Below are 17146 nucleotides of genomic sequence, written 5' to 3'. Positions count from 1 at the left end.
TGGGAGCCCATGGAACATCGCAACGTCGCCATCATCGCGCACGTCGACCACGGCAAGACCACGCTCGTCGACGGCATGCTGCGCCAGTCGAACGTCTTCCGCGCCAACCAGCAGGTGCCCGAGCGCGTGATGGACAACGTCGACATCGAGCGCGAGCGCGGCATCACGATCCTCGCCAAGAACACCGCCGTGCTATGGCACGGCTCGAAGATCAACATCGTCGACACGCCCGGCCACGCCGACTTCGGCGGCGAGGTCGAGCGGGCCCTGACGATGGTGGACGGCGCGCTGCTGCTCGTCGACGCCGCCGAGGGGCCCATGCCGCAGACCCGCTTCGTGCTCAAGAAGGCGCTGGCGCGCGGCCTGAGGCCCATCGTGGTCGTGAACAAGGTCGACCGTCAGGACGCCAGACCGGACGCGGTCGTGAACATGACCTTCGACCTCATGGTCGAGCTCGGCGCCGACGACGACCAGCTCGACTTCCCCATCCTCCACGCCGTCGCGCGCGAGGGCCGGGCGTGGCGCGACGGCGAGGAGCCCGCCGGCGACCTCGTGGCGCTCTTCGAGACGATCGTCGAGCGCGTGCCGCCCGCCTCGGGGGACGGGAACGCGCCGTTCCTCCTGCAGGTGGCGAACCTCGACTACTCCGACTACCTGGGGCGCCTGGCGCTCGGCCGCGTGCTGCGCGGCGGCGTGAGCGCCGGCGACCCCGTGGCGCTGACCGGCCGCGGCAAGGAGCTCACGCGCGCCCGCGTCACCAAGGTCTACACGCACCTGGGGCTCGACCGCGTCGAGACCGAGCGCGCGGAGCCCGGCGACATCGTCGTGATCTCCGGCCTCGAGGCCGTGAACATCGGCGACACCGTGTCGTCTCCCGACGCCGTCGAGACCCTGCCCACGCCGACCGTCGACGAGCCCACGGTGGCCGTGACGTTCAGCCCCAACACCAGCCCCTTCGCCGGCCGCGAGGGCGCCTACGTCACGAGCCGCCACCTCGCCGACCGCCTCGAGCGCGAGCTGCTGACCAACGTGGCCCTGCGCGTCGAGCCGCTGGGCGGGGAGCGCTACCGCGTCTCGGGCCGCGGGGAGCTGCACCTCTCGATCCTCATCGAGACCATGAGGCGCGAGGGCTACGAGTTCAGCGTCAGCCGGCCCGAGGTGATCATGCGGGAGGAGGGCGGCCGCCGCCTCGAGCCCTACGAGCGCGTCGTGGCCGACGTGCCCGTGTCGGCCATGGGGTCGGTGGTCCAGGCGCTGTCGGAGCGCAAGGGCGCCCTCACGGTCATGGACCCGGGCGAGACCCGTGCCCGCCTGGAGTTCCGCGTGCCCAGCCGCGGCCTGTTCGGCTTCCGCACGCTCTTCCTCTCGCTGACGCAGGGCGAGGGCCTGCTCTCGCACGTCTTCGACGGCTACGAGCCCTACGCCGGCGAGCTGCGCACGCGCAGCCACGGCTCGCTCGTGGCCATGGAGCCAGGCGAGGCCTTCGCCTACTCGCTCTACAAGCTCGAGGACCGCGGCACCTTCTTCATCACGCCGGGCACGGAGGTGTACGTGGGCATGATCGTGGGCGCCCACTCGCGGCAGGGCGACCTGAACGTGAACGTCACGAAGAACAAGAAGCTCACGAACGTGCGCGCCGCCGGCTCCGACGAGAACCTGATCCTCACCCCGGCGCGCCGGCTCACGCTGGAGGAGGCGCTCGAGTACCTCGCCGACGACGAGCTCCTCGAGGTCACGCCCCGGTCGCTGCGCCTGCGCAAGCGCGTCCTGGACCCGACGATGCGCAAGAAGGAGGCCAAGGCCGCGGCGTGACCACCGCGTGGTCACGACCCGCGCCGGCGGACGACGCCCTCGTGCGCCGGCTCGAGCGCGCCGCGCTCCGCGCCGTCCCGGCCGAGAGCGAGTGGGAGGTGCGCGGCTGGCTCTGCCGCTGGGGCGCGGGCGGGCTGGTGGGCCGCGTGGCGTCGGCCGCCGTGTCGCCGTACGCCGACCCCGCGGACCTGGCGCCCGCGTCGGAGGTCGCCGCCTCCTACGGCGCCCGCGGCCTGCCGCCGCTGCTGCGCGTCACGCCCCTGACGCCGCCGGACCTGCTCGGCGAGCCGGGGCTGCGGGAGACGCGGAGCCCCGTGCTCGTCATGGCCCGCGGCCTGGAGGGGCCGCACGGCGACGGGCCGCAGCGTCGGGCGGACGGTCTCGGGGCGTCCGTGGCGGAGAGCGCCACGGTCGCGGGCTCCGGCGCCGCTGACGCGGAGCCGTCGGGGAGCGCGTCCCAGCTCGAGGGGGGCGCCGCGGTGGCGCTGTCCGAGGACGTCCCCGACGCCTGGCGGGCCGCGTTCCTCGAGCACCACACCTCCGCCGAGGGACCGCCGCGCCTCGCCCTGGCGGCGGCGGCCCCGCTCCCGCGGCGCTTCGCCGTCGCCGCGCTGGACGGAGCGGTAGCGGGGCTGGGCCTCGGGGTCGTCGCCGACGGGACCCTGGGGGTCTTCGACGTGCTCACCGTGCCGCAGCGCCGCCGGCGCGGCGTCGCCACGGCCGTCGTGCGGGCGCTGCTCGCGTGGGGGCGAGTGGCGGGGGCCGACCTCGCCTACCTGCAGGTGGCCGCGGCGAACGCCTCCGCCGTGGCCCTCTACGAGCGCCTCGGCTTCCGGCGCGCCTACGCCTACTCCTACGCCACGGTCTCGTCGGCCGCCTCGCCGTCCCCGTCCCCGGCGTAGGCGACCTCGATGGGTCCGTACGGCTCGGCCTGCGTGGCCCTCACCCTGCCCTGCCTGACGAGCTCGAGCATCGCCGCGAAGGCCAGCGTGCGCGACCGCCAGTCCTCGGCGCCCAGCAGGGCGAAGAGCAGGCCACGCGCCGCGCGCTTCAGCCGCCTGGCCAGCTCGGCGGCGACGCTGGCTACGGTGGCGCCCGGCAGCGCGATCTCGAAGTAGCCGCCGAGGCGGTAGCGTCCGGCCAGCCGGGCCAGGTCGTCCTTCGAGGCCCGCAGGGGACGCGGCGGGCGGGCGTAGGGCGGACGCGGCGCGCGCGCCGGCAGCACGAGGCGCCGCTCCTCGCGGCGCCGCCTGAGGAAGTCGATCGCGTGCTCCAGCTCCTCGAGGAGCGCGACGGCCTCGAGCGCCTCCTCGAGCGCCAGCTCCTCCCCCTCCTCCGCGCCGGTCCCGGCCTGTCGCGGCAGCAGTAGTCGCAGCTTCAGCTCCACGACCTGCGCCACGCGGGGCAGCGCCTCGGTCGCCAGCTCGAGGTCGCGCGCCGCCGCCCGCTCGAAGAAGTCGAGGTAGCCGCGCACGAGACGGTAGAGGTCGACGTCGCCCGGGGCGAGGGCCCGCGAGCGCAGCGCGTGCGCCAGCTCGCCCACGGTGCCCGTGAAGCCCGGCAGGACCACCACGAACGGCCCCTCCAGCGCTCCGGGCGCCAGCTCCTCCCCCCTGGCCGCGACGACCACGGCGCGAGCGTACCACCGGCCCCCGAGCGCCAGCGTCGAGAGGCGCGCCCCGCGACCGGCCGCGGGGCCGTGCTACGGTCCGGGCGTGGCAGCAAGCCGACGCTCCCGGCGTCCCGCGCCGGCAGCCGCCATCTGGTTCGCGGCGTTGGCCCTGGCCGCCGCGACGTCCCCGAGCGCCGCTCGCGCGGCGGCAGGGAGCGACCCGCTGGCCCAGCTCGGCGTCGCGCGCGGCTACGCGCTGGAGGTGCACGCCAGCGGCCTGACGCTGCCCACCGCGATCGAGTTCATCCCCGACGCCGAGGACGACCCCGACGCGCCCTTCTACTTCGTGGCCGAGCTGAGGGGCGACATCAGGGTCGTCACGCGCTCCGGCGCGACGCAGCTCTTCGCCACCGTGCCCACCTACGGCGCCCAGGACGAGAGGCTCGACGGCGCCAGCCAGCAGGGCCTGGCGGGCCTCTGCCTCGCCCCCGAGCGCGGCTACCTGTTCGCGACCTTCACCGACCCGGACGAGGGCGGCATCGTCCGCAACCGCGTCGTCAGGTTCACGTTCGAGCGCCGCGGCCACGGGCTCGAGGCCACCGGCTCCGCCGAGCTCCTGCCGCTGCTGGCCGAGTTCCAGTCGGCGCCGGCGCACCAGGTCGGCGACTGCGTCGTCGTCGACGGACGCCTCTACGTCGGCGTCGGCGACGGCGGGGACCCCGACACGGCCTCGCGGCCGGACGTGCTGCTGGGCAAGGTCCTGTGCATGGACCTGGATGGCGGGCCCTGCCCCGAGCCGCCGTTCGGCTCTTCCGGACCTGAGGCGTACGTCTTCGCCAAGGGCTTCCGCAACCCCTTCGCGCTGGGCCACGACGGCGGGCGGCTAGTGGTGGCCGAGAGCGGCGTCGACCTCGACAGGTTCGTGCCCGTCACGCGCGGCCTCGACCACCTGTGGTCCGGGACCGACGACGGTCTGGCGGCCCACGCCGAGGTCGTGTTCTCCGAGCCGTTCTCGCCCGTGCAGCTCGCCTGGGTGCCGCCGCGGGCGCCCTTCATGCAGCCCGACTGGGGCGGACACTACGTCGCCGCGGGCTTCGGCTCCGCGGACGTGCCCGCGGGCGTCGCGTACTTCGGCGGCGCCACCGAGGCGGGCCTGGCGGCGACGCCGCCCCGTTACCTCGTGCAGCACCTCGGCGCGGCCAACACGCAGCACTTCGCGGGCGTGGCGGTCGGTCCGGACGGCCTCTACCTCACGCCGATGCTCCGGCTGGGCGACCTGGGCGGCGTCGTGCTGCGCCTCTACTACGACGAGGAGCGCGCGCACCCCGTGCCCGCGAAGCCCACGTGGGGCCTGACCGTCCGCGCCAGGCTCACCGTCCTCGACGACCTGGGCTGCACGGGCTGCCACGAGATCGCCGGCGTGGGCGGCGGCGTGGGGCCGACCCTCGACCAGTTCGGCTTCAACTACCGCATCACCGAGTACCTGAACTCGCGTCCGTACGAGGAGCGCCTGCGGGCCCTGATGGCGGACCCGCGCGACCCCTACGCCCGCACGAACGAGGCGCGGGCGCAGGTCCTGGCGGCGCACGGACGCCAGCGGACCTACGTGTGGCTGAAGAACATGCTGCTCGAGCCCCGTTTCGACGACCCGGGACGCCAGATGCCGGACCTCGGCCTCACGCCGGACCAGGCCGAGGCCGCCCGCGCCGAGCTGTTCGCCGTGCTGAGGGTGAACGTCGGCGGCGGGCCGCTCCTGGAGCGGGCCTGGGAGCTGCTGCTGGCGAACTGGCTGGAGCTGACGGTGGGCGCCCTGGTCGGCGCCAGCGGCGTCCTGGCGCTGCTCGGCGCTCTGGCGGCCGGGCGCGCGCCGCGGACCGGGCCGGCGGCCGCGCGCGCGGCCCGCGGCGAGGCCACCGCGCGGCGCGAGTAGCCCGCTCGGGGCCGGGGTCCCGCTCGCGCGCCGGTCGCTCCGCCGCGCGGGCCGGGTCCGCCGCGTCGCAGGAGAGGCGGTCCGTCGGTGGCCGGGGCGCCGCGCGACCCGCGTCTACGAGGGGCTGGGTCGCGCCAGGGGTCAGTCGAGGAAGGGGTCGCCGCCCTCGCGCGACAGGTGCCGCGTGTCGTTCACCCGCTCGACCAGGACCTCGTCGCCGCGGAAGAGGACCCGGCTCACGCTGGCGTGCCTGAGGTAGATGCGCTTGCGCCAGCGCACCCGCTCGACGCCGAGGACGTGCGCCAGGAGCATCTGGATCGTGCCTGAGTGCGTCACGGCCACGACGTGGGGCGCGCTCGAGGCCACGACCTCGTCCATCCAGGCGACGGCGCGCTCCCTCAAGAGCGCGTACGACTCGCCGCCCGGCGCCCTGCGGGAGTAGGGGTCGAGGCTCCACTCCGCCCAGCCGGGGTGGCGCTCGTTCTCGGCCTGCGTCTTGCCCTCGAACTCGCCGAAGTCGATCTCCTTGAGCCGCTCATCCAGGCGCAGCTCGCGTCCCGGGAAGGCGATCGTCGCGGTCTCCACCGCGCGCCTCAGTGGGCTCGCGTACACCACGGCGTCGGGCTCGAGGCGGGCGACGTAGGCGGCCAGGCGCCTCGCCTGCTCCCTGCCCTCGCGGTTCAGCTCCACGTCGGCGACGCCCTGGAAGCGCCCTGACGCGTTCCAGTCCGTGAGAGCGTGCCGGATCAGCGTCAGGCGCAGCAGCACGTGAGCGAGTGTAACAGGGCCGTGTTAGCCTTCGGCATGGCCCGCTCGAGCCAGGGGAACGACGTCCAGGAGGTCGCCCTCGTCACCGGCGCGAGCCGCGGCATCGGGCTCGCGATCGCCGAGGCGCTGCTGGCCGAGGGCATGGCCGTGGCCGTCAACGGGCGCGACGCCGGCCGCCTAGAGGGCGTCGCGGAGCGCCTGGGCCGCGAGCACCCCGGACGCGTGCTGGCCGTGCCGTTCGACGTCAGGGACCTCCCCGCCCAGCAGGCGGCGGTGGCGCGGGTCGAGCGCGAGCTCGGGCGGCTCGACCTGTTCGTGGCCAACGCCGGCATCGGCGTGTTCGCGCCGGTCGACGAGCTCGAGCCCGAGCAGTGGTCGCGGGTCATCGACACGAACCTCACGGGCGTCTTCTACGGGTTCAAGGCCGCCGTGCCCGCGCTGCTGCGCACGCGCGGCATGATCGTCACGATCGCCAGCCTCGCCGGCATCAACTTCTTCGCCGGCGGCGCCGCCTACAACGCCAGCAAGTTCGGCCTCGTGGGCTTCACGCAGGCGGCGATGCTCGACCTGCGCGAGCGCGGCGTGCGCGTCAGCACGGTCCTGCCCGGGTCGGTGGCCACGGGCTTCAACGACCGCCGGGTCACCGAGGCCGACGCCTGGAAGATCCAGCCGGAGGACATCGCCGCCACCGTGCTCTACCTCTACCACATGCCGCACAGGACGCTGCCCAGCAAGGTCGAGATCAGGCCCACGCAGCCGCGCCGCGGCTGAGGGCGTGGACCTCTACCGCCTGGCGCGTCCCGCGCTGTTCCGCCTGGGAGCGGAGCGCGCCCACGAGCTGACGATGCGGGGACTGGCCCTGGCCTCGCGCTCGCGCCTGGCCCTGCGCGCGCTGGGCTCGTTCGCCCGCGGCGCGGACGACCCGGCCCTGCAGACCCGCGCCTTCGGCCTCACCTTCCCCAACCCCGTGGGCCTGGCCGCCGGCCTCGACAAGGACGGCGTCGCGGTGCCGGCGCTGGCGGCGCTGGGCTTCGGCTCCGTCGAGGTCGGCACGGTCACGGCCCTCCCCCAGCCGGGCAACCCGCGCCCGCGCCTGTTCCGGCTCGTCGAGGACGAGGCGCTCATCAACCGCATGGGCTTCAACAACGGCGGCGCCGCCGCGCTGGCCCGGCACGTCCTGCGCGCGAAGGAGGCCCACGGCGACCGGCTGCCGCCCGTGGGCGTGAACGTCGGGAGGTCGCGTGCGGTGCCTGACGAGGAGGCGCCGGAGGACTACGCCAGGGCGCTACGCGCCGTGTGGGACGCCGCGGACTACCTGGTGCTCAACGTCTCGTCGCCGAACACGCCGGGCCTGCGGGACCTGCAGGCCGCTGGGCCACTCCGGTCCGTGCTGCGCGCGGCGCGCGCGGTCGCGAGCCAGCGCGGCGAGAAGCCGGTACTGGTGAAGCTGGCGCCCGACCTCCCGGACGAGGGGCTGGCCGCCGCCGCTCGCGCCGCCGAGGAGGAGGGCGCCGCCGGCATCGTGGCGACGAACACGACGACGTCGCGTCCGCCGCTGCGCTCGCCTCACGCCCCCGAGCAGGGCGGCCTCTCCGGCCGGCCGCTGGCGCCGCGGGCCCTGGCGGCGCTGCGGACGCTGGCCTCGGCGACGCGTCTGCCGCTCGTGTCGGTGGGCGGGGTGTGGGACGCGTCCGACGTGGCGGAGCGCCTGGCGGCCGGCGCGACGCTGGTGCAGGTCTACACGGCGTTCGTCTACGAGGGCCCCGCGCTCCCGGGGCGCCTGTGCCGCGGCCTCGCCGCGCGGCGCGGGGCCTAGGGCGTCGACGGACCGGCACGGTCCCCGGCGAACCCGCCGGAGCCGGCCCCACCGTCCCCGGGTCGCCCCCTGGCCCGGTCGCTCACCGACGCGGCGTCCACCTGACCTCCTCCACGCCGGCGCGCACGTTCGCGACCCTGGCCAGCGTGAAGAGCAGGTCGGAGAGGCGGTTCAGCACCACGAGGGCCCGCGGGTTCACCTCGTCGCGGCGGGACAGCGCCAGCGTGTCGCGCTCGGCCCGCCTCACCACCGACCGCGCCAGGTGCAGCGCGGCGGCGGCGGGCGTGCCGGCCGGCAGCACGAAGCTCCTCAGCGGCGGCAGCTCCTCGCTGTAGGTGTCGATGAGCCCCTCGAGGCGCTCGACGTCCGCCGCGTCGACCGGCGTGACGTGGGAGCGCGCCTTGGTGCCCAAGGGCGTGGCCAGGTCGGCGCCGAGGTCGAAGAGGAGCGCCTGCAGGGCCTGCAGGTCGTCGTCGAGGGCGCGCAGCGGGGAGCCCTCCGGCTCGGAGGCGAGCGACGCGCGCGCCAGCCCGAGAGCCGAGTTCGCCTCGTCGACGGACCCGTAGGCCGCGACCCGGAGGTCGTCCTTCGGCACGCGCCCCCCGCCGAACAGGGCCGTCGTGCCGTCGTCGCCGGTGCGCGTGTAGACCTTCACCGCGGCGCCTCGGCGGGCCGGGTCGCCGGCTCGACCCCCTGTCCGCGCGGCCCGAAGCGGCGCCTGACGTACTCCTCGAGCATCGCCGTGAAGCGCGGCACGATCTCCTCGCCCTGGAGCGTGGCCACGAGCCTGCCGTCCTGGTAGACCGGCGCGCGCGGCGACTCGCCCGTGCCCGGCAGGCTGATGCCGATGTCGGCGTGCTTCGACTCGCCCGGGCCGTTCACGACGCAGCCCATCACCGCGACGCGCAGGTCCTCGACGCCCGGGTAGCGCTCGCGCCACACGGGCATCTGCTCCTTGATGTACGCCTGGACGTCGCGCGCCAGCTCCTGGAACAGCGTGCTGGTGGTGCGGCCGCAGCCGGGGCAGGCCGTGACGCTGGGCGCGTAACGCCTCAGGTCGAGGGCCTGCAGCACCTCGCGCGCCACCTCGACCTCGCGCTCGCGCGGCGCGCCCGGGTCGGGCGTGAGCGACACGCGGATCGTGTCGCCGATGCCGTCGGCGAGGAGCGGCGTGAGGGCCGCGGCGCTGGCCACCGCGCCGCGCACGCCCATGCCGGCCTCGGTGAGGCCCAGGTGCAGCGGGTAGTCGCAGCGGGCTGCCAGCCGGCGGTAGACGTCCCACAGGTCGCGGACCCCCGAGACCTTGGCGGAGAGCACGATGCGGTCGTGCGGCAGGCCCCGCGCCTCGGCCAGCTCGGCGCTCGTGAGCGCGCTCCTGATCATCGCCTCGATGAGGACCTCGCGGGCCTCCCAGGGCTCCTCCCGGCGCGCGTTCTCGTCCATCATCGCCGTGAGGAGCTCCTGGTCGAGCGAGCCCCAGTTCACGCCGATGCGCAGCGGCTTGCCGTGCTGCATGGCGACGTCGACGATCGTCGCGAAGTTCTCGTCGTGGCGGCGCTTGGGGCCGACGTTGCCGGGGTTGACGCGGTACTTGTCGAGCGCCGCGGCCATGTCGGGGTGGTCGACGAGCAGCCTGTGGCCGTTGAAGTGGAAGTCGCCCACCAGGGGCACGTCGGCGCCCATGTCGTCGAGCCGCCGCCTGATCTCCGGCACGGCCCGCGCCGCGGCGTCGTTGTTCACCGTGACGCGCACGAGCTCGCTGCCGGCGCGCCACAGGTCGAAGACCTGGAGCGCCGTCGCCTCAGCGTCGGCCGTGTCGGTGTTCGTCATGCTCTGCACCACGACGGGGTGACCGCTGCCGATGGGCACGCGGCCCACCCAGGTCGTCGGCGTGCTGCGCCTGAGGGTCAGCTCCACGCGGCTCAGGATACCGCCGGGCTCCCCCCGCCGACGTCCAGCAGCGCGAGGACCTGCGGCAGCAGGCCGAGCGTGCACGACAGGCCGGCGCCGCCGTGGATGCCCTCGTTGCCCCGCAGGTCCCCGAAGTAGCCTCCGGCCTCGCGCAGGATCACGCCGAAGGGACCAGCGTCGTGCGGCGCCAGCACCGGGTCGATCATCACCTCGGCGCGGCCGGTGGCCACGCAGGCGTGCCCGTAGGCGTCGCCCCAGCCGGGCCGGTGGTAGGCGGCGGCCATCAGCCGGCGCCAGGCGTCGCCCAGGCCGGCGCGCTCGAACGCGTAGGCGTCGGTGAACGACACGAGCGCCTCCGCCAGGCTCGCCGTCTCCCTCACCCGCACCGGGCGCCCGTCGAGGTAGGCGCCGCCGCCCTTGACGGCGTAGACGGTCTCCCCCAGCGCGGGGAAGCCCGCCGCGCCGACGACGACCTCGCCCTCGACCTCCAGGGCGAGCAGCACGCCGTAGAGCGGCACGCCGCGCACGAAGGCCTTGGTGCCGTCGATGGGGTCCACGTACCAGCGCGCCGCGGCGCCCTCGTTCGTGACGCCGTGCTCCTCGCCCACGATCCCGTGGTCGGGGAAGGCCGCCTCGAGCCGCGCGCGGATCAGCTCCTCGGCCCTGACGTCGGCCTCGGTCACCGGCGAGCGGTCGTCCTTGAGGCGCGCCTCGAGAGCCCGGCCGAAGTACCCCAAGGTCAGACGACCCGCGTCGTGGACGGCCTCGAGGCACACGCCGAGGGCCCGGGAGAGGTCCATGCGGTGGTACCATACCAGCCGCCATGCTCGTGACCAGGGAGCAGCTCGAGCGGAACGAGAGGGCGACGCTGGCGCCCTACGCCACCCTCGCCGCCGAGTCCCGCGGTCGCATCCACCCCGAGGCGGAGAGCGCGTACCGCACGGCGTTCCAGAAGGACAGGGACCGGGTGCTGCACACCAGCGCGTTCCGGCGCCTCGAGTACAAGACCCAGGTCTTCGTCAACTACGAGGGCGACTACTACCGCACGCGCCTGACGCACACGCTCGAGGTCGCGCAGGTCGCGACGAGCATCGCCCGCGCCCTGGGTCTCAACGAGGACCTCGCCGAGACGATCGCGCTGGCGCACGACCTGGGGCACCCGCCGTTCGGCCACTCGGGCGAGAAGGCCCTGGACGACCTGATGAGGGACAGCGGCGGCTTCGACCACAACCGCCAGAGCCTGCGCATCGTCACGCAGCTCGAGCGGCGCTACCCCGGCTTCCCCGGCCTGAACCTGACCTGGGAGACGCTCGAGGGGATCATGAAGCACGAGACCGAGTACGACGTGCCCGACCCCGACTGGGAGCCGGACGCCCAGCCGTCGCTCGAGGCGCAGGTCGTCAACGTCGCCGACGAGGTCGCCTACAACGCCCACGACCTCGACGACGGCCTGCGCTCCGGCCACCTCACGCCGCAGCAGATCTACGAGGTGCCCCTGGTGGGCGAGCTCATGGCGCGCCTGGGCATGGACCCGGCGGGCTTCACCAAGTACGACAGGTACACGCTGCAGCGGGAGCTGCTCGGCGACGTGATAACGGACGTCGTCACCGCCACGCACGCGCGCCTGGAGGACGCGGGGGTGAGGACGCTGCAGGACGTCCGCTCCCACCCCGAGAAGCTGCTCGGGCCCTCCGAGGGCATGGCCGCCAGGCTCAGGGAGCTCAAGGGCTTCCTCTACCAGAACTTCTACTTCCACTACCGGCTGATACGCATGTCGCGCAAGGCGCGCCTGATCCTCGAGCGCCTCTTCGGCGCCTACCGCGAGACGTCGGCGATGCTGCCGCCGGAGGTGCAGCGCCAGGCCGAGCAGCACGGCATCGACCGCGCCCTGGCCGACTACCTCTCTGGCATGACGGACCGCTACGCGAACGACGAGTACCGCCGGCTGTTCATGCCGGCCGAGCTGACCTGAGGGGGCCGCGAGCGGCGCAGGTCGGGCGAGCGGCGGGCCGCCCTTCGGCGGCGCCGCGCTCCGGCCGTGGGCCCAGGGCGCTCACTCCGTACGCCGCGCCACCCCCACGAGCGTGCCGTCGGAGACGTCCCTGATCCACGCCACCGGGTAGCCGCTGCGCAGCACGCGCACCAGCGTCCACGGGCTCGTCACGGCCTGCGTGGTGGCGGCCCCGGGGGCCGGCTCGACGAACTCGACGTCGACGTAGAGCTCCCCCTGCTCCTCGGAGACGCGGCGCGCCTGCACGGAGTAGCCGCCGGTGGGCTGCCGGCCCTGGAAGATCGCCACGAGGGTCTCGCGCGAGAGGTCGGCGTCGGGGAGGGGCGGCGGCTGCAGCTGGCTGGCGTGCACGCGCGACCAGAACGAGACGAGCTGCTGCCGCGTCGCGATCAGCTCGAAGCGCGGCGCCTCCACGCCGGTCGCCTGCGTGCCGCTGGCGACGACCTCCCACGCGAGCTGCCGGGGCGAGGGGCGGAACGCCTCCTCGTCGGTGGCGATGCTCGACTGCACGTAGAGCCCGGTGCGGCGCTGCTCGGCCAGGCCGTCGATCGGGTGGGGGGGCAGCGTGGACTCGTCGAGCTCGACGAGCACGAACGGCCCGCGCTCCTCGAGCGCGGCGGCCAGCGCGTCGGCCTCCTCGTTCGTGAGCTGGCCCAGCCCGCGCAGCTCGTTGAGGCGCGGTCGCGGCACCACGCGCTGCGTCACGCCGGGCGAGCCGTCCTCCACCAGCGTCAGGTAGCTGCTGCCGTCGTAGTAGACGACCTCGCCCACGTCATGGTTCACGGTGAGCTGCATGTCGGTCGTGAGCGGGATGCGCACGGCGGCGGCAGGCGGCTCGTCGAGCGGCTCGAGCGGGGCGCTGAGGTAGGGCTCGCCGTCGACGAGCAGGGCGCTCCGCACGCTGACGTCGGCGGCGCGGCGCTCGTCGTCGGCCGGGGCGTCCTCGAGCTCCAGCGTGCCGCCCTCGTACCCCAGCTCGCCGGGCCCGCCGTAGAAGAACGTCAGGCGACGGGGCTCGTCGCCGTAGAGGAACACGTCGGAGGCGCTGCGCTCCGCCTCCGGCTCGCACGCGACCAGCACCGTGGCCAGTATCGAGAGGCAGAGCAGTGTCCTAGAGCGCATGTGACCTCCGCGCAGCATGCTAACACCGGCCGTCTGAGAGCCTCTTGCGGCTATGCTGGCCTGGTGCCTGCGTCGGGCGAGCGCGTGCTGGTGCTGTCTGCTTCGATCGGCGGAGGGCACGTCGCCTGCGCCAGGGCCCTCGAGTCGGCGCTGCTGGAGCGGGGGGCGCAGGCGCGCCACGTCGACCTCCTCGAGCACACGGCGGCGCCGTTCAGGCGCCTCTACCGGCAGGCCTACTTCGAGCTCGTCCGCAGCGTCCCCGACCTCGTCGAGTGGCTCGGCCGCCGCATGGACCGGCGCCCGACAGAGGCCCTCTCGCAGCAGCGGCGTCTGCGGGCGCGGGTGGTCCGCATGCTGTCCTACGAGCTGCCGCGCATCATCGACCGCTTCGCCCCCCGCGCGCTCGTGCACACGCACTTCCTCGGCCCCGAGGTGATGGCGGGACGCATGCGCCGCCGCGCGCCCCTGCCGCAGGCCGAGGTCATCACCGACTTCTTCGCCCACAGCCTCTGGCTGCAGCCGGGCATCGCCAGGTACTTCGTCGCGATCGAGGAGGTGAAGGTGCACCTGGTCTCCGCCGGCGTCGACGAGCATCGCGTGCGCGTCACCGGCATCCCCGTCGACCCGTCCTTCTCCCGCCTGCCCGGCAAGGCGGAGGCCCGGGCGCGGCTCGGGCTGCACGAGGACCGCGACGTCCTCCTCGTCATGGCCGGCGGCCTCGAGGAGGAGGACCTGTCCGGCGTGCTGGAGCGGCTCAGGCGCCTGCGCTGGCCCCTCGACGTGGAGGTCGTCACCGGCCGCAGCCAGCGGCTCGCGCGGCTGGGCCGGCGCTACGTCGAGCCCGACGGGCCCGTGCGCGTGCGCGTGCACGGCCACGTCGACGACGTGCCCGCGCGCATGGCGGCCGCCGACCTGGTCCTGACGAAGCCGGGCGGGCTGACCTCCAGCGAGGCGCTCGCCGCCGGGCTGCCCCTGATCCTCGTCAGCCCCTACCCGCTGCAGGAGGAGGCGAACGCCGCCGTCCTGCTCGAGAACGGCGCGGCCCTCAGCGCGGAGCCGCTGTCGACGCTCACGTTCAAGCTCGGGCGCCTACTGGCCGAGCGCGAGCGGCTCGAGGCGATGCGCGCCGCGGCGCGCCGACTCGGGCGCGCCGACGCCGCCTACCGCGTCGCCGACACGGTGCTGGCCGAGCTGGTGCGCAAGGAGCCCGCGGGAGGCAGGGCTTGAGGCCCCGGGCATGGGTCGCGCGCTTCGCCTGCGCGTGCCTAGCCGCGCTCGCCGCCTGGTCGCTCGCGGCGCCCCCAGTCCACGACGGTCCGGCGGCGGCCGGCGCGCGGGAGGCGACCCGCATCGCCGTCGACGTCGTCGTCTACGGCAGCGAGCCGGAGGCGATCGCCGCCGCCGTGGCGGCCGCGGAGGAGGGCGCAGAGACGATGCTCGTCACGCCCGACGACAGGGTCGGCGGCCTGTTCGTACTGGGCGAGCTCAACGTCCTCGACCTCAAGACCCAGCCCCACGACTACCAGCTGGGCCTCTTCGACCGCTGGTGGCGCCTGGTGGGGCGCGGCGAGTCGTTCGACGTGCCCGACGCCGAGAAGGCGTTCGAGCGCCTGCTGGAGGGCGCCGGCGTGCGGGTCGTGAGGTCGGCGCGCGCGGTCGAGCCCGTCGTCGCGGCGCCGGGCGTCGTCACGGGCCTCGCGTTCGTGGCGGGCGACGAGCGCGCGTTCGAGGTCGGCGCCGGCCAGGTGATCGACGGCAGCGGCGACGCCGACCTGGCGGCCGCCGCCGGCGCGCCCTTCGACGTGGGCTGGTCGGCGTACGGGGTCGGACAGCGCATGGCCGACACCCTCGTCCTGCGCGTCGCCGGCGTCGACTGGCGGGAGCTGGTCGCCGGCGTGCGCGCCCGCGGGCGCGACTACGCCGTCGCCAAGGACCGCGTCGTGTGGGGGCCCTTCGGCGGCGTGCCGGCGGCCTACCAGCCGAGCCGGGCCGACCTGCGCCTGCGCGGGCTGAACGTCGGCCTCCAGGAGGACGGCACGGTCCTCATCAACGCCCTGCTGCTCTACGGCATCGACCCCCTCGACCCGGCGTCGCGCGAGGAGGGCAGGAGGCGCGGGCTGGACGAGGGCCCCCGCATCGTCGCGTACCTGGCGGACCACGTGCCCGGCTTCGAGGGTGCCGTGTTCGCCGGCGGCGCCGAGCGGCTCTACGTGCGCGAGAGCCGGCACCTGAGGGCGCGCTGCACCCTCACGGCCGACGACGTCCTCGACAACCGCGTGACCGCGCAGGACGTCGCCGCCGGGGGATACCCGCTCGACGCGCAGTCGATGACCCCGCACGACACCGGGTTCGTGTGGGGCGTGCCCGAGATGTACGGCGGGCGCCTGTGCATGATGGTGCCCTCGGGAGGACCTTCGGGCCTGTGGGTGGTGGGGCGCAGCGCCGGCTACGACCCCGTGGCGTTCGCCAGCGCCCGCGTCGTCCCGTTCGGGATGGCGATGGCCGAGGCCGCCGGCGTGGCGGCGGCGCTGGCCGCGCGCGAGGGGCTGAGCCCGCAGACCGCGTCCCGCGACCCCGCCACCGTGGCGGCGGTGCGCGAGAGGCTCGCCGCGCGCGGAGCCTACCTGCCCGACGTGCGCCCGCGGCGCGCCGCCGGACCCGTCGACCACCCCCACTACGAGGCGTTCCGCACGCTCGTCGCGCGGGGCCTGGCGACGGGCGGCTACGCCAACGACCCGGGCCTCGCCACGCCCGTCACGACGCTCTCGTTCGCCTACCTGCTCGCGAACGTGGCCACCCGCTTCCACCTGCGCCCCGACCTCGGCCAGGCGATCGTCGACGCCGCGCTGGCGCGGGCGGCGCCCGACGCGCCGCTCACGCCCGAGGTCGCCGCCGCGGTCACCAAGGCGGCGGCCTGCCTGCTCGAGTTCTGCCCGCCGGACGACGGCTGGGAGGCGCTCCACGGCAGCGGCCTCGCCTGGCGCGCCGACCCGCCGCCGGGCCCCCTCGACCGCGGCCAGGCCTACGCGCTGGCCGCCGCCCTGGCGCGGGTCACGCCACTGGCGGAGGCGCCGCCGCGTTGAGGGGCGGACCGGCAGGCGCCTCGTCCCGCCGCGCCGGCCGGGCGCGGTCCGCCGGTCGCGTGCCGCCTCACACGGCCCGCAGCGCGGCGCGCTCGTCGCCGCTCCGCGCGGCCAACCGACCCTCCTCGCGCAGGCGGCGCAGGAGCGCCGCCATCGCCGCCTCGCCCGCCGCGATCGACTGCGGCGAGCGGTGGAAGTCCCACCAGGCGACGCCAGGGTCGACCGACACCACGTAGGCGCCGCGCGGCGCGCGCACGGGCCGGCTGTAGGAGCGCGCGGAGATCGCCAGGCCGCGCGCGAGCTGCCTCGCGGCGCCGCGCGCGCCGAGCGCCCCCGTGCGGCGGTAGTAGGCGCGTCCGCGCCGCGAGGCGGCGAGGCGCCTGACCGCCCTGACGAAGCGCGAGCGGCTGACGTCGACGCCGGCGTGGACGCCGATCATCAGCGGGACCCCCAGGGTCTCCAACGCCCGGAACGGGACCGTCTCGACCAGGCCGCCGTCGATGAGCACCTCGTCGCCCAGGCGCACCGGGGCGAAGACGCCGGGCAGGGCGCACGAGGCCCGCACGGCGTCGGCGATCGCGCCGGACCGCAGGACGCGCAGGCGGCCGGTGGCGAGGTCGGTGCAGGCGATGGCCAGGGGCACGCGGACGTCGGCGAACGTGGCGCCCATGAAGAACTTCCGGTCGAGCCAGCTCGACAGGCGCCGTCCGCGCACCAGGCCGCCCTCGTGCAGGCCGAAGTCGAGGGCCTGCCGCCACAGCTCGGCGACGTCCTGGGCGCGCACCGTGCGCTCGATCTCGAGCGCGGGGCTGCCCAGCGCGTAGAGCGCCGCTATCACGGCTCCGTAGCTCGTGCCGGCCACGCCGGCGACTCGCACCCCGGCGGCGTCGAGCGCCTTGAGGGCCCCCACGTGCGCCACCCCGCGGGCCGCGCCGCCGCCGAGGGCGACCCCGACGGCCGCGCCGCTGCCCGCCTCGGACATGCGGGACATGGTAGCACCCGGGGCGCGCCCCGCCCGGGAGTCGACGCGGACGAGCCCCGACCAGGACGCGGATCCTCGCGCCGCCCCGCACCGGGAAGC

General features: G+C 75.3%; 15 protein-coding genes. 8 read left to right on the top strand and 7 right to left on the bottom strand.

The annotated features are described in order from the left end of the window. Positions 1 to 9: 9 nt before the first annotated feature. Positions 10 to 1812: a translational GTPase TypA gene (gene typA / locus VF202_03470; protein HEX7039155.1), complete on the top strand. Its 1803-nt coding sequence runs from the start codon at positions 10 to 12 to the stop codon at positions 1810 to 1812. Further along, a complete protein-coding gene (locus VF202_03465) occupies positions 1809 to 2714 on the top strand; it encodes a GNAT family N-acetyltransferase (GenBank protein HEX7039154.1) in 906 nt (301 codons plus the stop codon). Before typA ends, VF202_03465 begins: the two co-directional genes overlap by 4 nt. Here the strand turns inward: VF202_03465 and VF202_03460 are convergent. Next, positions 2666 to 3442 carry a hypothetical protein gene (locus tag VF202_03460; GenBank protein ID HEX7039153.1) on the bottom strand — a complete coding sequence of 259 codons (777 nt, stop codon included), beginning with the start codon at positions 3440 to 3442 and terminating at the stop codon, positions 2666 to 2668. The genes VF202_03465 and VF202_03460 overlap by 49 nt on opposite strands. An 85-nt stretch (positions 3443 to 3527) precedes the next feature. Between VF202_03460 and VF202_03455 the strand changes: the two genes are divergently transcribed. After that, positions 3528 to 5354: a PQQ-dependent sugar dehydrogenase gene (locus VF202_03455; GenBank protein HEX7039152.1), complete on the top strand. Its 1827-nt coding sequence runs from the start codon at positions 3528 to 3530 to the stop codon at positions 5352 to 5354. 141 nt (positions 5355 to 5495) lie between these two features. Here the strand turns inward: VF202_03455 and VF202_03450 are convergent, their stop codons facing one another. Beyond that, positions 5496 to 6122: a histidine phosphatase family protein gene (locus VF202_03450; GenBank protein HEX7039151.1), complete on the bottom strand. Its 627-nt coding sequence runs from the start codon at positions 6120 to 6122 to the stop codon at positions 5496 to 5498. A gap of 36 nt (positions 6123 to 6158) precedes the next feature. On the opposite strand from VF202_03450, the gene VF202_03445 reads away from it, so the two are divergent. Continuing rightward, positions 6159 to 6893 (top strand): SDR family oxidoreductase, encoded by a 735-nt coding sequence (locus tag VF202_03445; protein ID HEX7039150.1) that lies wholly within the window; start codon positions 6159 to 6161, stop codon positions 6891 to 6893. A gap of 4 nt (positions 6894 to 6897) precedes the next feature. Then, a complete protein-coding gene (locus VF202_03440) occupies positions 6898 to 7938 on the top strand; it encodes a quinone-dependent dihydroorotate dehydrogenase (GenBank protein HEX7039149.1) in 1041 nt (346 codons plus the stop codon). Positions 7939 to 8020: 82 nt separating this feature from the next. Here VF202_03440 and VF202_03435 read toward each other — a convergent pair whose 3' ends face one another. From VF202_03435 to VF202_03425, 3 genes are read right to left on the bottom strand one after another with little or no spacing between them, the layout of a single operon-like run. After that, the gene (locus tag VF202_03435; GenBank protein ID HEX7039148.1) at positions 8021 to 8593 is read right to left on the bottom strand and encodes a cob(I)yrinic acid a,c-diamide adenosyltransferase; all 573 of its coding nucleotides are present in this window, start codon (positions 8591 to 8593) and stop codon (positions 8021 to 8023) included. Further along, positions 8590 to 9855 (bottom strand): flavodoxin-dependent (E)-4-hydroxy-3-methylbut-2-enyl-diphosphate synthase, encoded by a 1266-nt coding sequence (ispG, locus tag VF202_03430; protein HEX7039147.1) that lies wholly within the window; start codon positions 9853 to 9855, stop codon positions 8590 to 8592. The genes VF202_03435 and ispG overlap by 4 nt, the downstream gene beginning before the upstream one ends. A 5-nt stretch (positions 9856 to 9860) precedes the next feature. After that, positions 9861 to 10649 carry an inositol monophosphatase family protein gene (locus VF202_03425; protein ID HEX7039146.1) on the bottom strand — a complete coding sequence of 263 codons (789 nt, stop codon included), beginning with the start codon at positions 10647 to 10649 and terminating at the stop codon, positions 9861 to 9863. Between the two features lie 23 nt (positions 10650 to 10672). Here VF202_03425 and VF202_03420 point away from each other — a divergent pair, with 23 nt between their 5' ends. Beyond that, positions 10673 to 11821, top strand: a complete 1149-nt coding sequence (locus tag VF202_03420) for a deoxyguanosinetriphosphate triphosphohydrolase (protein ID HEX7039145.1) — start codon at positions 10673 to 10675, stop codon at positions 11819 to 11821. 81 nt (positions 11822 to 11902) lie between these two features. Here VF202_03420 and VF202_03415 read toward each other — a convergent pair whose 3' ends face one another. Further along, entirely contained in the window at positions 11903 to 12982 is a 1080-nt protein-coding gene (locus VF202_03415) for a protease complex subunit PrcB family protein (protein HEX7039144.1), read from the bottom strand. 63 nt (positions 12983 to 13045) lie between these two features. Between VF202_03415 and VF202_03410 the strand changes: the two genes are divergently transcribed. Both VF202_03410 and VF202_03405 read left to right on the top strand, forming a co-directional pair. Then, on the top strand, positions 13046 to 14209 hold the full coding sequence (locus VF202_03410) for a glycosyltransferase (GenBank protein HEX7039143.1): 1164 nt from the start codon (positions 13046 to 13048) through the stop codon (positions 14207 to 14209). Further along, positions 14206 to 16065, top strand: coding sequence for an FAD-dependent oxidoreductase (locus tag VF202_03405; GenBank protein ID HEX7039142.1), 1860 nt, complete (start codon positions 14206 to 14208; stop codon positions 16063 to 16065). Before VF202_03410 ends, VF202_03405 begins: the two co-directional genes overlap by 4 nt. A gap of 67 nt (positions 16066 to 16132) precedes the next feature. On the opposite strand, the gene VF202_03400 is transcribed toward VF202_03405, so the two are convergent. Next, positions 16133 to 17047 carry a patatin-like phospholipase family protein gene (locus VF202_03400; GenBank protein HEX7039141.1) on the bottom strand — a complete coding sequence of 305 codons (915 nt, stop codon included), beginning with the start codon at positions 17045 to 17047 and terminating at the stop codon, positions 16133 to 16135. Between the last annotated feature and the right edge of the window lie 99 nt (positions 17048 to 17146).

Source organism: Trueperaceae bacterium (assembly GCA_036381035.1).
Lineage (GTDB): Bacteria > Deinococcota > Deinococci > Deinococcales > Trueperaceae > DASRWD01.
This window is presented reverse-complemented; position numbering and strand designations above follow the sequence as displayed.